A 14,311-nucleotide genomic window follows, 5' to 3' on the forward strand; every position below is an offset into this window, starting at 1 on the left:
TGTCGAGGCATTACCAGCGCACCTCCACCCCGAGACCGGGCCGGTCGGGTAGGGCCACATGCCCGCCCTCCGGCCGGAGCGTGCCGCGCAGCGTCCGCTGCCGGCGCGGCTCCCACACCACCTGGTACTCCACCGCGCCCGCCGCGTGAGGGAAGGCCGCAGCCAGGTGCACGGCGGGAAGGAACGCCCGCCCGTGTAGATGGACCGGCACCCCGGCATCGTGAGCGACACCCAGCCAGTCCCGCGCTTCGGTGATGCCGCCGCACCACACCGCGTCGAACGTAAGCGCCTCGAGTCGGCATCGCCTCAGCAGGACTGCGACCTCCTCCAGGCAGGACAGCCGCTCGCCCACCGCGACCGGTAGACCTTTCGTCTGGCTGCGCAGAAGTGTGTAGGCGGCCAGATCGGTCCGCGGGAGCGGGTCCTCTACCCAGCGCACGGCCTCCAGTGTGAGCCGCCGTGCAACTTCCCTGGACCGTGTGTGGCCCCACGTGCCCAGGGCGTCCACCGCCACGCTCTGCCCCGCCCACTCCGCGGCCCGTTCGGCCAGCAGCGCCAGTTCGTCGGCTTCGGCCTCGCGCAGCGCCCATTTGGTGAAGGCGAACCCCTGGCCAGCGGTGGCCTTGACCGACTCGACGGCCGAAGCCGCGTTCAGGTCCAGGGAGAGCCAGGAGGCGTACACCGGCACCTGCCGTGCGGGACGGTCGCTGAGCAGGGCCGCGACCGGGAGGCCGGCGAGGTGCCCGTGCAGGTCCCATACCGCGCAATCCAGCGCCCCGACCGCCCAGCGTCCGAGCCCCGCCGCGTGCGGACCGAGTTCGCCCAGGAGTCTGCGCAGCAGACCGTCGTGGTCGACCACCGGGTGGTGCAGAGCGCTCTGCCCGAGCCGGGTGGCTACCAAGGCGGCGGGCAGCTCGTCGACCGGAGCGAACACTCCGGCCACCCCGCCGGACTCGACCACCACCGCGAACTGGCTGTCACCGGCCTCCCATGGGCCCGCCCCGTTCTCGTCGAGGCGCTCGACTCTCACCCGGTCGATGACCGGGTCAGCGAAGCCCATCGACGAGGTCCTCTCCCGCGTAGGTGAAGTACCACAGCGGCCGGTAGCACTCCCAGCCCACCGGCCGCAGCCCGGTCGGTGCCATGGCCCGCTCGATCACCGTGCGCGCCTGCAGGTAGTACTCCAGGCTCTCCGCTGCTGGCGTCCGCATCCCCTGCATGATCAGGTTGTGTGCCTGGAAGACCTGGATATTCGGGAACGCGGTGACCTCGTCGACCAGCTCGTTCACACCGCGGGCGAGGTCGTCCATCGGGTCCAGACCCACGATGTACGTATACGAGGTGTCCAGCCCCGCCTTACGCGCCCGTGCCAGCAGGTCCGGCATCTGCTCCGGCTGCAGGTCGGCCTTGGTGGCCTTCATGAGGGCCTCGCGCCGAGTGAAGTGCTCGGCCGTCAGCCGGAGCACGAATGGCGACACCTGCGACGCGATGGTCTCGAACGCCTCGTCGGTGCGCAGCACGGAGGTGAGGAGGCCGATCCGGGCCGTGACGCCGGCCCGCTCCAAGGCGGGACGCAGGGCGGTCAGGTGCGCGACGGCGGCGCCCTCGCGCTCGAAGCAGCCGGTGGAGACGGTGACTTCTTCCAACTCGGCCAGTCTGCGCCGGGGGTGCTGCTCCTCAAGGGCCAGTAGCAGGGCATCGAGCCCTTGGTCCTCCTGCATTCTCGGATCGGCGGCGGCTTCCAAAGTGTTCGGGCACCAGCCGCACCCGACGCAGCGGCTTCGGGCGTTGGGGTTGAGCGTTGCGGCCCGGCCGTCGTTGCGGAAGTACCCGCCGACGGCCTCGTCGGCATCGATGCGCTCGACGTGCGCGACTAACGAGCCGTTCAGCGACAGCTCGTCGCCGCGGAGCCGGAACGGGCTGGCCGGTTGGTTCAGCGGGACGATGATCTGCCAGGCATTGTCGGGGCGTCGTACGAGCCGGAGGTTGACCCGGGCCCGGTGCCGGTCGTGGTCGGAGGTGATCCCGTACAGGTTGACGGCGATCAATAGCACGTCCTCGACGGGGACTCCGTGGCGCAGGGCAGCCTGCTCCAGATCGTGCAGTCGGTCGGCGCCGACGGCGCCGTCCGAGGATATGGACCGGCGGATGGAGAGATGCGGCATGGGAAACTCCAGCTTGAAGTCGAGCGGTATGTGTTGCTACCGGGGTGCGGCACCGATGTCGTGTCGCAGGAGGGCACAGGGGGCGACTGACGTGTCAGCGGCGCCTATGTGGCAGGGGTAAAGGCGGTGAAGTGCGCTGGCGGGTGGTCAATGGGCAGGTTGGGACGCCAGGCCGTGAGGATCTGGGCGCTGCACACGAACAGTCCGTCGGGGAGCTGATCGACCGGGTACCACTCCCAGCCGCCGACGCTCTCGTTCGGCTGTGTGGCCGGCTGCCCCTGCCAGGCGTGGACGAGCGCGCCGACGGTGACTCGCAGGACACCTTCGACGTGGTCGACGAGCGTGCCCAGCAGTTCCACGTCGCCGGTTCGAGCGATCAGGCCGGTTTCTTCCGCGAGTTCTCGGACAACCGCGTCCTCGAAGGATTCACCAACGGCCTCGACGCTTCCGCCGGGCAGTTCGATGGTGCCCCGGCGGTGTTGGCCCAGCAGAATGCCCTGCTCGCTGAGCAGGATGGCTCCGACGCCGACTGCCGCGTGGGCGGCCGGGGCTTGGGTGCTGCGGGGTCGGCTGGAGACGCGCGCCGGCCGGTCGGGAAGGCGTCGGGCGCGGATGAACTGCTGGATGACTGAGGCGCTCTCGTCGGGGTGCGGGAACAGGTCGATGGCCTCGACGCGGAAGCCGTACTCGGTAAGCAGGTCCTCCCACAGTTGCGGTGCCAGGACCCACATCTGCGTCAGCAGCGGCGGGTCGTCGCGCAGCAGGATCACCTGGTCGCGCGGCGCCACCTCGGTGGACGGACCGCAGCCGTGCAGGTCGGTGTGCAGGAGTGAAAGGATTAGTGGGGCGCCAGGAAGCAGGCCGTCGCGCAGTGCCGGCAGCGAGCGGTGCGGGTCGATGAAGGCCAGGGTTCCGATCGCGTACGCCGCGTCGAACGGCTCGGCTCCGGCCAGGTACTCGGTCACGTCTGCTTGGACGAACTCTGCCCCGTCCACGCCCGCGTGGGCGCCGACGGCGCGTTCGTGCTGCGTCGCGGACAACTCGATCCCAGTGACACGCGCTCCGTGTGCCTGGGCGAGGTAAACGGCGTGGTGGCCAGCCCCGGAGCCGATGTCCAGGACACGGCGGCCGGTGACGTCACCGAGAACCTCGGCTCCCGGTCCAACACCTTCCCAGGACGTCCAGCTGAGCCGGTCGGGTACGGGAGGAGTGTAGGCGCGGGCGAGTTGGCGCTGGCCATAGATCTGCCAAGCCCGGGTATTGGTGTCCTCGGCGTGCACGGTTGCCTCCTGGGTGGCGAGTGACGAGTGGCGAATGGCAGGGATCAGAGGGCTTGATCAGGTAGGTGGGCTCCCTCGCGCTGGTCACTCGACGGCGTTGAGGCGAGGCGACGGCCTGCCCCACCCCGGTGCGCGCTCCGAGGCGGGGCAGACGGGTCGAGCTGGTGACGTGTTGAGGTCGCCGAGCAAGGGTGCGAGCAGGCGGTAGTCCCATGGCGCCAGGTAGGGCGGGAGTAGCCAGTGGGGGGTATCGCCGGAGGGGGAGGAAGACCGCGGCAGTGGAGGTTTGTAGTCGGGGCGCGCGAGGCTGCCGCACTGCGGGCGGCCGTCACCGACTGTCGAGGGGGCGAGAAAGAGACGGACGCACCTTGCGTACGGGTCGATGATCGCGGGACCTACGTCTGTGGGGGCGATGCGGGTGAAGAGGTCACGGGCGTCGTGCAGGCGCAGGGTCAGGACCCGCGCCTCCGGCGGGACCGCGGTGTGGTCTGGGCTGAGGGTGGCCAGCTCGCGGGGGAGGAGATCGAACAGGGCGGGTCGTGGTGTGCGGGTGGCAGCAGGCATGCGCGTGAGGGCCGAGGTACTGCGGACCGGGACCTGTTTCCGGCGGGTGATCGGCAGGTGGACGACGAGTTCGTCGTCGTCGGCAAGGATGCCCAGTTCGTACCCAATACGGACGCAGGCCGGCAGCTCAACCCCAGTTAGCCGCTTGATGGCAGCCAGCACCGGCCTGATCGTCCCGGCAGTCAGTCCGAGCCGGGTGGCGATGACGGCGGGCAGGTAGTACTGCGTCTCGTCGATGGGAAGCAGCCGCCACACATCGCGCTGCAGCGGGGTCAGGACGTCCAGGTCCACGCGCTGGGCGCCACTGGGCGAGATCAGCCCGACCTGCAGGACTCTGTGCACCAAGGCCCTGTTGGTGCCCACGCCTACGGCGTTGCGGGCCTCCAGCACGATCCGCCGCAGCTTGGTCTGGGGCATCCGAAGGTTGGCGGCTATCTCCTTGTCCACGAGGCCGTCAGCCAGCAGTGTGACGGCCCGCAACTGAACCGGGCTCAGGCGCAACTTGTCCGCGGTGACGATCATTGGATACTCGCTCGCTCACTGGTTAATTACTGCGCTTGTGGGGTGGATGGGTGGACCGGGTCGACCCGCCTCACTGCGGGGATGTTCTCGTCGTGGCGCTAGGCTGCGCGCGGCTTTCGAAGGGCTTGGGCAGCGCCAGTCGCGGCCCCGGGATGTGCATGCGGGGCGGCGGGGCGGGTGGCTCGCGTTCGGTCCGGCCGGTGGCGACGTGGCCGGCGTCCACGGTCTGCAGAAGTCCGTCGCTGACCAGCGTCCGCAGAACTCGGCGGAGTAGGCTCTGCGGCGCGGTGAATCCGTAGGCGAGGTGCCGCACGGAGAGGCGGGTGCCCTCTACATAACGGCCTGCGCGGAACCGGTCTCGCAGTTCGCGGTCGATGTAGAAAAAGAGAGGGCATCCGGCCGGGAGCTCCCACCCCGTGCCCGCGACGTTGAGACGCCACCCGAGCGGAGGCTGGTACTCGACCAGGTTCTCCTCCCGCAGATGCACGAGGACATTCCGCAGATCCATGTACACCGGGATGCCGGGCACCAAGCCCGCGACCGAGTTGGCTTGATAGAGGTCCCCCCGCCGCCATTTGTGCAGATGTATATACGTGCGCAACCGGTGGGCGGCGTCCTGCTCACCGCCCGTCAGAAGCGGCAAAGGCGCCTGCGGCGTGCCGGGCGACGGGATGGCGACCGCCGTTGGCCGCCCCCCGGCTCCCATGACCAGCAGGCCGCTCTCGGCGAGGGCCCGCACGGCCATGTAGACCGGTGTCTGCGACATGGAGAACTCGGCGCAGAGGTCGGCCTGTCTGGGGAAAAGGGAACCAGGGGGGTACTCCCCTGCCTCCAGGCGGCGGCGCAGAATGCCCTCAATCCTCCGGGCCTTCGCCGCCACGCTGTCCGGTACACCTGGGGGCGAGCCAGCCGTGGAGCGTCTGACGGGTGATGTATCCGCTGACGACGGCGGGGAGGGTGCCTTCGTCATGCCGATGGGCAGCCATCCGCGGCTGCTCCGCTCGACGAGGCCGTCCGCGGCCAGTGCGTCAAGGACCCGCCGCATGGTGCGCCTGTCCGTCGAGTAGCGCTCTGCGAGGAGACGCAGGGGCAGGGCGGTACCTGTGGGCCAGTCACCGGTGCTGATCTGGTCCCGGAGGAGAAGGCTGAGGATGGCCTCCAACTCCACCGGTTGCGTGGACTTTTTCGTCATCGGACGGACTCCGGTGTTGCACAGGCGCCAGAATCGTGTGCAGCCTGCAGCAGGTTCTCCAACTCTGTCTCGGCGTGGTGGACCGTGCTCGTCAGTGCCTCGTGGTGGCAGGCGGAGAGAACTCCGGATTCCAGTCCCGCCGTGGTGATCACTGCGTGAAGTTCGTCTGTCGCGCGGTCGTCCAGGGCGGACGCGGCGAGTGGGTGGTGCAGCGCTTCCCGTGCGGCGTAGGCGTCGAGTCGGGCGACGCCGACGAGGCAGTCGAGGATGCGTGCGGTATGGCGTCCGGTGTGGTCGAGTTCCAGGGCTGACAGGCCCACCCGGGTCTGGAAGGCGGCGGTCGGCGGATCGGGGAGGTCAAGGAGCTGGAGTGCCTCTTCCAGGGTGCGGTCGAGGTCGGGTGCAGGCACGGGGACGTCTGCGGGCTGACAATGGGCGTGCAGGAGGAGGGCGACGGCTTCCTCCCACGGCTCGGTGGGCTGGGTGGTGTCGATCAGGGCGCGGGCCTGCTCGTCCAGGCCCTGCTCCATCAAGGCCATGATCTTGATCTGGCGGCCGTCGAGGAGCCGGTTGCCGATGCCGCGGTGCTGGGCCATGGCGTCCGCGGCTTCGGTCCACCGTCCGATGCGGGCGAGGGCGCGGGCACCGTCCACGAGCAGGGTGATGTACAGCTCCTGGCACACCGCGCGGTGGTCCTCGTCCGTGTCGGTCAGAGCCGAGAGGTCGACGCTGCGGCCGTCGACCTCGGTCTTCTCCCGGTGCCGCGCGGCATCATTGAGACGGACCAGCAGGTCGTGAGCGGCTTCCCCTTGACCGGCGCGGATCCGCAGCCGGGCGAGGTTCACGAGTGGCATCAGCGACATGACCGCGATCCGTCCGCTGAGGCGTCCGGCGTCGGCGAAGACCTGGTGCTGGCGCCAGCACAGGTCGGTGGCCAGGTCGGGCAGGCCGACGTCGGAGGTGATGAGCGCGGCGTAGTTGAGAACCCCGCAGGTGCGGGCCACCAGGTCGTGGTGGCTCGCACCTGCGGGTGCGACGGTCAGCCCGGTGAGGTGGTTGAGGCGCTCGTCCAAGGGGAGCGCGGGCGCCTTGGTCCGGAGGACCAGGGGGATGCGGCTGGCTATCGCGGGGATCATCGGCTCAGCCCTTGCGCGCCCAGTCGACGACCAGTCGGCTGTAGGGCTTGTCGACGACGAAGCGCGGGTCGCCCGCCGTCAGCAGGTCGAGGGAGTCGGCGGTGGCCATCCGGAAGCCCGGTGCGGGGGCGTCGTTGCCCCCTGTCGCGTCCCAGGCGCGGATCTCGTCCACGACGTGCTCGGCGAGGCCGGCACCCGCCTCACCGTGGCCGATCACGCCGACCTCCCAGTAGCGGCCCTTCTCGTCCTCGTCCTCCCGGATGGTCAGGTACGCGAGCGATCCGCCGTCGAGGGCGGCCATGGAGCCCCACCCGAAGTGCGGGGTGAACCCGGGGCGCTGGCCGGGCAGGCGGGACAGGCCGTTGGGCAGCACGCAGGCCAGGTACAGGTACAGCCACTCCCAGGCGGAGCCCTGGCGGAACTTCACCCCGGTGTAGAGCTTGGTCTGCTGCTGGTCGAGGACGGTGCGCAGGGCGTCGCGGTCGACGTCCTGCTCGCTGAACGTCTCCAGGCGCACGTTGCCGTCGCCGGCGATCGGCACCAGCGTGTACACGTCGTCGCAGACGCCCTTGCGCAGCGGGATGAAGGTGGCCATCTCGCAGGAGACGGTCTTCCACGTGTCGCCGTCGCGTTCGAAGGCGAAGGAGCGGGAGATGCTGCCGCGGATGCGCATCGGCAGGACCAGCCGTCCGCCGGGCGCGAGCTGGTCGAGGATCTTCACGGGCACGTCTCCGGCGCCGACGGTGAAGACGATCCGGTCGTAGGGGGCGTGCTCGGGCAGGCCGGCCGCGCCGTCGGCCATGACCGCGGTGGCGTTGTCGACGCCGGCCTCGGCGAGGTGCCGGCTCGCGCCGGCGACGAGGTCCGGGTCGACGTCGAGGGTCCACACCTGCCCGCTGGGGTAGACGATCTTGCCGAGGAGGGCGGCGTTGTAGCCGGTGGCGGCTCCGGCTTCCAGGACTTTGTGGCCGGGCTGGGCGCCGAGTTGTTCGAGCTGGGTGGCGACGATGGACGGCGCGGAGATGCAGGAGATCATCTCCCCGTGCTCGTCGTGCTTGATCGGGACCGCGTCCTCCTTGTACGCGCTCTCCAGGTCGATGCCGGGCAGGAACATGCTCCGGTCGGTGGTGCGGAAGGCGTCGATGGCGGCCTTGCTGCGCAGGTGGCCGCTGTCGACGAGCCTCTTGGCGAGGGCTTCGCGCAGCTGGCTGGGGTCGGTTACGGGTGTCACGGTGGTCTCCATTCGAGGGAGGCGAGGGTCCGCGGATACGGACCTGTGGGTAGGCACGTCGGCTCCTTCTCCGGTGGAGAAGGCGACGTGACGGCCGAGCCACGCGGTGGCGGCCTGCGCATCGGCAGGTACGCCCGCGCGGTTGAACGCGAAGATCGCGTGATGGGCGAGGACGCCCCGGACTCCGCGTATCAGTCGGCCGTCGGCGGCGAGCCGGCGCAGGTGACGGCCGGCATCCTCGAACGCGGCGACGCGCTCGGCCCAGCCAGCTTCCGCCTCGGGGCGCAGAGCCGCGTCCGCGTTCATCAGCCGCCGCATCGCGGAGACGGTCTTCTCCAGGGCAGGCCCCTGGGGCGGGGTGACGGGGGGTCGCAGGGCGGCCCACTGGGCGTAGACATCTCCGGCTTCGAACGGGTCCAGCCCGGCCGCGCGGATCATGGCGGACAGCAGCATCACGCTGCGCTCGCGGGTGCCGGGGGTGCCGGTCTCGGCGAGCGCGGCCGGGCTGTCTGCGCAGAACAACTCGTGCGCGACCGCCATACCCTCAGAGCCACCGAAGGCATGAGTCTCCGGCTCATAAATCCCACCCGTCCAGCCGGTGATCAGGCTGTCAGCGATGAGCTGGTCGAGGAGAGCGGTGGCGGGCTGCTCGGTGCGCAGGCGCACGCCAGCGTCCTTGCGCAAGAAGTGAAAGCGGTGTTCGGCCAGCGCGGTCGCCAGGGCCCGAGCGGCGTCCACATGCGGATCGGCGAAAGCCACGGATGCGTGCCACCAGGACGTGGCCGGAGGGATCGGCAGGTTCTCGTCGTCGAAGGTCATAACTAGGAAACTCCTTGCACGGCGGCAGGTTCGGGGTCAGGTGAGCAGGAGGGCGCGGCTCCAGCCGGTGGTATCGGCGGGCTGCAGAGCGAGTTGGGCTCCAGCGCGGCCTTCCATGAAGCCGAGCTTGGGCAGGTGCTGCCAGCCCACGGCCAGCCGTCGGTGCAGGTCCTGGATGATCGGGGTGAAGCGGTCGGGCGCAGGGCTGTCGGCGGCGACCGCGCGGGTGAGCATCACTAGTCCGGCCCAGCCGTGGCAGAGCGTGGAGTCGGTGATGCGGGCGAGCCGCAGCGGGTCGGTCAGGATGGCCGCGACGGTGTCCTCGGCCGCCCGGCGACGGGCAGGGTCACCCAGGGCGAGCCCGGCAAGTTGCTGGGCGCGGGCGATGCCGGGCTGGCCATAGCACCAGGACTGGCGGGCCGGCTCAGGCGCGGCCGGCTGGGCGGCGTCCAGGTGTTCTGCGGTGGACCAGTAGTGGACGCCGTGCCGGTCGAGCCAGCTCGCGAACGCGCTGACGGCCTGCTCTTGGCCGGGGACGCTGACGCCTTCGCACAGGGCGAGGGAGAGCACGGCAAGGGGCCCGGCGATGCCGTGGGCCAAGCCGTTGTTGCCGTGACCGCCAGCCATCTCCTTCCCGTCCGGGCCTACCGTCGACCACCACCCGGGCAGCATCCGGCCGTCACTGCGGGCGGGGTCGGCGAGCGCGACGAGGCAGGCGAGCACGTCGGGCAGCCGGTGAGCGGGCGGTTTTCGGGACAGCAGGAGGGCGGCAAGTCCGGTCAGGCCGCGGATGAGGTCCCATTCGGCGAGGTGGGGCAGCACGCCAGCCGCCTGACGGCGGCGGGCGGCGGCGAGCCGGGCGTCCACAACGCGGTCGACGGCCGCGCGGACATCGTCGCCGGCCCCGTTGACGCGAGCCAGGACGAACTCCAGGGCCGGGGCGCCGTGGAAAAGGCTGGCGTTGTTTCCGGTGCTGACCCCGCGGGCGATGGCCTGGGTGAGGTGGCGGCGGGCGGTGGACAGGTCATGGCGTTCGATATCGAGCAGAGCCATCCCGAGGGCGCCCTCGGACAGGTCCTGCGTACGGGGCACGGTCGTCGCGGTCATGAGCGCCTGGCCAGGGGAACGACGATGCTGTGGGCCCGGCCGCCGATCCACCCGTCCGCGTCCGGCGGAGGCGCCTCATGCAGGGTGGCGATGCCGAAGGGGCTGGCGTCCAGGTGCGCGCGCAGGAGGTCCAAGTCGAGGGGGCGGGTGAGGTCGAGGGGCAGATGCTGATCGTCCTCCGTGAGCAGCACCCGCTCCGGCACCCGAAACCGATTACGCCAGGAATGGAGTTGGTCCGCCCACTGCTGGAGCGGGGCGGTGCGCGCGGGCAACGTACGGCTGCTGATCTTCCACCGGGCATCGGTGAGGATGGTGCGCCGGTAGGTGAGGGCGGGAGTGAAGGGCAGGGCCCAGGCCGCTCCCCAGTCGAACCAGGTCACCTGCGGGGAGGTCGCCCGGCTGATCTCACCGAGGAAGCGGACCATCGGCGGCGTGTAGTTGTGCCACAGGAAATTGATGGCAGTGGGGGCCAGCAGCTCCAGCGGCTTGCCCGTCGCCGACTCCACCAGCTGGGGCCGGCCACCGGTGACGGTGACCGAGAGGTCCCGGGGAAAGAGGACGTGCGGGGCGGGGCGGCGGAATTCGCCGACGCTCACGATCCGCGGCAGGGCTTGCGGCGCGCGGGTGAGCAGGTCGGCCGGCATCCGACCGGCGTGGAAGGAGAGCTGCAGGAGTTCCGCCTGCGGATCAACGGTCGGCAGGTTCGCGTACGTTGCCTCGGCGCCGGGGAAAAGGTGCCAGAACCGGCCGGTCATCGATCCGGCCGAGCGTGAGACGGTCAGGACACGCAACCGGAAGTCGCCCCGGTCCAAGGCCGTGACGGAGGAGGAGTGGAGCTGTGCAGCCAGTTCGAGGTGGGGCGCGCGGCCGTGAGGCTTGTCGCCGGCCGCTGCTTCCAGTTCCGCGATCATCGCCCCGGTCACCGCGATGGTGCGGCTACCTTCGGCGGCGGCGGTGCCGGCCAGCTCCAGCAGCAGGCGGTCGCGCCGGGACATCGGCCGAGGTGGTTCGCTCGCCTTGACGAACCCTGCCGGTAAGCCCACGCCCCGGTCGGGGTCTGTGGCCACGTCCACCGGTACCGCGGTGTTTTCGCCGTAGCGCTCGGTGAACTGCTCGATCCACCGGCGCCACGTCGGTGTTCCGTTCGGATGGGTGACCAGGCGGGCCAGTACGGTCGCAGCGGTCTCCGCTTCGATCAGTACCTGCTCGGGCAGCTGCACGTCGGCATCCAGCCGCAGGTCGCACGCCGTCCGCAGGCCGGCTGCTTGAGCGCGCGCCTCAGGCGGTAGGACGTCGGTGGGGTCGGCGACGGTGGCGGGTGCGCGCAGCGAAGAGCGCAGCAGCCGCACGCGAAGCAGTTCACCGAGCAGCCGGTCACGCGCGGTGTCGCTCACAGCGGGGAACTCCGCAGCCAGCTTGTCGGACAACTGGCGGTACCCGATGGGCGATCGGGCGAGGTCGAGCACGAGACGCAGTGCCGGGCTCAGAGCGAGGCGGAACTCGGCGTCTCCCTCGGAGGGCACGTGAATGTGCCGGTCGCGCTGATAGATCAGGGTGTTGACGCAGACCTCGATGTCGGCCATGCGTGCGGCGTCAGTCTCCCAGGCGCTGAGGACTGCATCGAGCCCGGCAGGCCCGGGGCGGGGCACGGCCTGGTGCTCGTTACCGATGCGGACAGACGTGGTCTGGGCGAAGGCGAGCGGGGCGACGCCGGCGAACAGGCCGTAAGGGGTGGAGCGGTGGGCGTAGCGGATCGCGTAGCGGGCTGTGGACAGTGCCACCCGGCGCATCCGGCGTGCCCTTGGTGTGCGGCCGTCGATGATGGCCTGCACCTGCTCGGCCAGGTGAGGGCTCGCCTGCGACACGGTCAGGCGGAAGTCGGTGTCGGACCACACCGTGCTCAGCCACGCGCGCCACTCCTCCGCGAGTGCCGTGGCTGTCGGCCAGGGCGGCATGGCGGGCTGGGTCGTGTGGACCGCGGCGCGCAGCATGGTCTGCCCCGTGGCCTCGTACAGGCTGGGCCGATGCCGTGTCATCAGGGCTCTCCTCATCTTCTTGCGTGGCGGGCGGGGCGGGCCGGGCGGGGAGAACCCCGTCCGGCCCGCGTTGCCGGGGTGATCCGGCTTACGAGGTGGTGCAGGCGCTGGGGCAGGAGCTGCCGCAGGTGTCGCCGGTGCTGCACATCAGGACCGTCTCGGTCGCCGGCGTGCCCTCGATGAAGGTGATGTCGAGCCCGAACGGGTCGTCGTCGGCCTTCACGAGGTCCGCCTGCGCGGGGGCGGTCGGCCTTTCGGTCTGGATGGCGGTCATGCATGCCTCCTGGGAGTGGTGGTACGGGATGCCGGGGCCCGGTCGGGCCTCGGGGTCTGATGACAGACGAACAGGCCGGTGAAGTCACCTGGACCATGGCGTCTGAGAGTCGGGTGGGGTGCCGTCAGACTGCCGCGGGTCGCGCCAGCGGGGCGTTCGCGGCGGCGCGGTCCAGTACCCGGGTGAAGTGCTCGGCCCGCTCGTCGCCCTCGGCCTCCTGCGCGCGGAGGTCACCGAAGCGCTTCCAGTACCGGCGGCTGACGTCGCTTTTCATGATCCACGCGGCGTGGAAGGGCAGGTGCCACTTCGGGACGAAGCCGAGGCGGTGGCGCAGGCTGAGCATGCAGAGGAGCCGGTTGGCCGACATGAGCCGCATGTACTCCTCGGTCTCCATGTTCTCGGGCTTCCAGAGCTCGGCGAGGTCGGGATTGGTGGACACCTGCCCCAGCCAGTCGATCTGGTTGCCCGCGAGGAGCGCCTCGTTGCGTTCGGCCTGGTGCCGCGCGTCCTGCCAGAGCGGGGCAGCTCCGACCACGGCGGTCACGAGGGTGACTGCGGTGCCAGCAACGAGGACGGCGGTGGTGAACTTCATACGGCAACGGTCCTTTTCGTATGAGGGGATCGGTGGGTGCGTCGGATCGGTGAAGTGGGCGGGGCTGGCTGGGTCATGCGACCGCCGCGAGTACGACGGTCGAGGAGTCGTCGACCGGGTGATCCCGGGCGCACCGGAGACGCACCTTCTCCAGGCCCGTGGCGATCGGTGACAGCCCGATGGATGCCCTTCGCTGGTCCAAGGCATCGAGCGCGCGCACCGGACACAGAACAACCCCTGTTGCAGTGACCGCCTGTTGGGTCCCGAACTCCTGGGGGCGACCGCTGTTGACCAGGGTGCGGTCGTAGAGGTGAGCCCAGTGCTGGATGCGCGCGTCGCCGCCCTGGACTGCGCGTTCCAGCAGGATGGTGGCTGCCCGTTGAAAATCGGCGTCGTCGTCGGCGTGAAGAGCCAGGCTCCAGGCGGCACGTGCCGCTTCGGGGCCGACGAGGCGGTGACCGGGCCAGTCGTGTTCGGCCAGGACGCGGCGCAGCACCTTGGCGTCGGCGTGGTCGGCGTGGCGGTCCTGGCCGAGCTGAACGGCGTCGAGCTGGTTGCGCAGGCGCTTGGCTCTGCGCGCTGCCGCCTTCGTGGCTCGGTCGATGAGTTCGCGGGCGAGGTCCGGCCGCAGCGGTTCGGCGGCCGTCACGTGGTGGTCCGGCTGTCTGCGGAGGACTGCGGTTCCTGGACCCGGCAAGATATGAGCGCACTCAGTCCAGAACGTCGCTCGGCGATGAGTTCGAGGTGAGCGGCGCGCTCCTCGTGCTGCCCCGTGCCAGATCCGCGCACGTCCCAGCCCATGTCGGTGAGTCGGCGAAGAAAGCGGGCGATCGGATCAACGTCGAGGGGCTGGCGGGCCAGGGCCTCTGCGCGAACGAGCGGCAGGTCGAGTCGTGCGGCGAAGTCGGAGGCCCACAGGGTGATTAGCAGAATGGTGTCGTCGGAGCGGTCGGGCAGGGTGTGGAGGCAACTCAGGAAGAGACTCGGGCCCGGACCCCATCCGAGGTCAGGCGCTCGCTGCGGAATCATGCAGGCCAGCAGCACACCGTCCTCGAACAGTCCAGCAGGCTTCGACTGAGGATCGCGGAACAGGGGTGGGACATCGGTACGGGCGGGCACCGGCAGGCTGCGCATGGTGAGCCAGCTCTGGCGGTCCTGGACGAGCGCCGCGGCCTCGTCCCGCTCGGCGTCCGTGCACAGAGTCCGCATCTCGTACACGGCTGATAACCGTGGGGTGCGCTGGTGGAGTGATGTGGGCGCGGTCACGGGTGTCTCTTTCTCGTCTGGAAAGGCGTTCAGGGGACTGGGTGCCGCCGGTCCCCGCGGGGGACGGGGGCCGGCGGCACGGGCCCGTGCACGGCGGTCGGGATTCACGGGGTGCCGCGCACGGGGG

13 protein-coding genes are annotated in these 14,311 nt (G+C 70.3%); all 13 read right to left on the reverse strand.

Annotated elements, in window-relative coordinates; genetic code table 11:
• Positions 1-10 precede the first annotated feature (10 nt).
• The 13 genes from ACWCQM_RS26275 to ACWCQM_RS26335 all read right to left on the reverse strand — a co-directional run bounded on the left by ACWCQM_RS26275 (position 11) and on the right by ACWCQM_RS26335 (position 14,136).
• Positions 11-1,060 (reverse strand): enolase C-terminal domain-like protein, encoded by a 1,050-nt coding sequence (locus ACWCQM_RS26275; RefSeq protein ID WP_450917580.1) that lies wholly within the window; start codon positions 1,058-1,060, stop codon positions 11-13.
• The gene (locus ACWCQM_RS26280) at positions 1,047-2,165 is read right to left on the reverse strand and encodes a hypothetical protein (RefSeq protein ID WP_450917581.1); all 1,119 of its coding nucleotides are present in this window, start codon (positions 2,163-2,165) and stop codon (positions 1,047-1,049) included. The genes ACWCQM_RS26275 and ACWCQM_RS26280 overlap by 14 nt, the downstream gene beginning before the upstream one ends.
• 104 nt (positions 2,166-2,269) lie before the next feature.
• Positions 2,270-3,445: a bifunctional class I SAM-dependent methyltransferase/NUDIX hydrolase gene (locus tag ACWCQM_RS26285; protein ID WP_450917582.1), complete on the reverse strand. Its 1,176-nt coding sequence runs from the start codon at positions 3,443-3,445 to the stop codon at positions 2,270-2,272.
• Positions 3,446-3,529: 84 nt separating this feature from the next.
• A complete protein-coding gene (locus tag ACWCQM_RS26290; RefSeq protein ID WP_450917583.1) occupies positions 3,530-4,531 on the reverse strand; it encodes a hypothetical protein in 1,002 nt (333 codons plus the stop codon).
• 70 nt (positions 4,532-4,601) lie between these two features.
• Positions 4,602-5,723 carry a GntR family transcriptional regulator gene (locus tag ACWCQM_RS26295; RefSeq protein WP_450917584.1) on the reverse strand — a complete coding sequence of 374 codons (1,122 nt, stop codon included), beginning with the start codon at positions 5,721-5,723 and terminating at the stop codon, positions 4,602-4,604.
• Positions 5,720-6,859 carry a hypothetical protein gene (locus ACWCQM_RS26300; RefSeq protein WP_450917585.1) on the reverse strand — a complete coding sequence of 380 codons (1,140 nt, stop codon included), beginning with the start codon at positions 6,857-6,859 and terminating at the stop codon, positions 5,720-5,722. Before ACWCQM_RS26300 ends, ACWCQM_RS26295 begins: the two co-directional genes overlap by 4 nt.
• A 4-nt stretch (positions 6,860-6,863) precedes the next feature.
• A complete protein-coding gene (fxlM, locus tag ACWCQM_RS26305; RefSeq protein WP_450917586.1) occupies positions 6,864-8,909 on the reverse strand; it encodes a methyltransferase, FxLD system in 2,046 nt (681 codons plus the stop codon).
• 36 nt (positions 8,910-8,945) lie between these two features.
• Positions 8,946-10,016 carry a lanthionine synthetase C family protein gene (locus tag ACWCQM_RS26310; protein ID WP_450917587.1) on the reverse strand — a complete coding sequence of 357 codons (1,071 nt, stop codon included), beginning with the start codon at positions 10,014-10,016 and terminating at the stop codon, positions 8,946-8,948.
• Positions 10,013-12,052, reverse strand: coding sequence for a lantibiotic dehydratase family protein (locus ACWCQM_RS26315; protein ID WP_450917588.1), 2,040 nt, complete (start codon positions 12,050-12,052; stop codon positions 10,013-10,015). Before ACWCQM_RS26315 ends, ACWCQM_RS26310 begins: the two co-directional genes overlap by 4 nt.
• An 88-nt stretch (positions 12,053-12,140) precedes the next feature.
• Positions 12,141-12,326 carry an FxLD family lanthipeptide gene (locus ACWCQM_RS26320; protein ID WP_299528232.1) on the reverse strand — a complete coding sequence of 62 codons (186 nt, stop codon included), beginning with the start codon at positions 12,324-12,326 and terminating at the stop codon, positions 12,141-12,143.
• 124 nt (positions 12,327-12,450) lie between these two features.
• Positions 12,451-12,918 (reverse strand): DUF6082 family protein, encoded by a 468-nt coding sequence (locus ACWCQM_RS26325; protein WP_450917589.1) that lies wholly within the window; start codon positions 12,916-12,918, stop codon positions 12,451-12,453.
• Between the two features lie 73 nt (positions 12,919-12,991).
• Complete coding sequence (locus ACWCQM_RS26330) at positions 12,992-13,567, reverse strand: DUF6624 domain-containing protein (RefSeq protein ID WP_299529239.1); 576 nt, start codon at positions 13,565-13,567, stop codon at positions 12,992-12,994.
• Entirely contained in the window at positions 13,564-14,136 is a 573-nt protein-coding gene (locus ACWCQM_RS26335; RefSeq protein WP_450917590.1) for a hypothetical protein, read from the reverse strand. Before ACWCQM_RS26335 ends, ACWCQM_RS26330 begins: the two co-directional genes overlap by 4 nt.
• Positions 14,137-14,311 lie beyond the last annotated feature (175 nt).

The sequence above is a fragment of the Streptomyces sp. NPDC002125 genome (assembly GCF_053593715.1).

What these genes read in the sequence shown, in the direction of transcription:
- ACWCQM_RS26275 (WP_450917580.1), bottom strand. Translation starts at nt 1,060, where the DNA reads ATGGGCTTCGCTGACCCGGTCATCGACCGGGTGAGAGTCGAGCGCCTC.
- ACWCQM_RS26320 (WP_299528232.1), bottom strand. Translation starts at nt 12,326, where the DNA reads ATGACCGCCATCCAGACCGAAAGGCCGACCGCCCCCGCGCAGGCGGAC.
- ACWCQM_RS26315 (WP_450917588.1), bottom strand. Translation starts at nt 12,052, where the DNA reads ATGACACGGCATCGGCCCAGCCTGTACGAGGCCACGGGGCAGACCATG.
- ACWCQM_RS26280 (WP_450917581.1), bottom strand. Translation starts at nt 2,165, where the DNA reads ATGCCGCATCTCTCCATCCGCCGGTCCATATCCTCGGACGGCGCCGTC.
- ACWCQM_RS26295 (WP_450917584.1), bottom strand. Translation starts at nt 5,723, where the DNA reads ATGACGAAAAAGTCCACGCAACCGGTGGAGTTGGAGGCCATCCTCAGC.
- fxlM (WP_450917586.1), bottom strand. Translation starts at nt 8,909, where the DNA reads ATGACCTTCGACGACGAGAACCTGCCGATCCCTCCGGCCACGTCCTGG.
- ACWCQM_RS26310 (WP_450917587.1), bottom strand. Translation starts at nt 10,016, where the DNA reads ATGACCGCGACGACCGTGCCCCGTACGCAGGACCTGTCCGAGGGCGCC.
- ACWCQM_RS26290 (WP_450917583.1), bottom strand. Translation starts at nt 4,531, where the DNA reads ATGATCGTCACCGCGGACAAGTTGCGCCTGAGCCCGGTTCAGTTGCGG.
- ACWCQM_RS26300 (WP_450917585.1), bottom strand. Translation starts at nt 6,859, where the DNA reads ATGATCCCCGCGATAGCCAGCCGCATCCCCCTGGTCCTCCGGACCAAG.
- ACWCQM_RS26325 (WP_450917589.1), bottom strand. Translation starts at nt 12,918, where the DNA reads ATGAAGTTCACCACCGCCGTCCTCGTTGCTGGCACCGCAGTCACCCTC.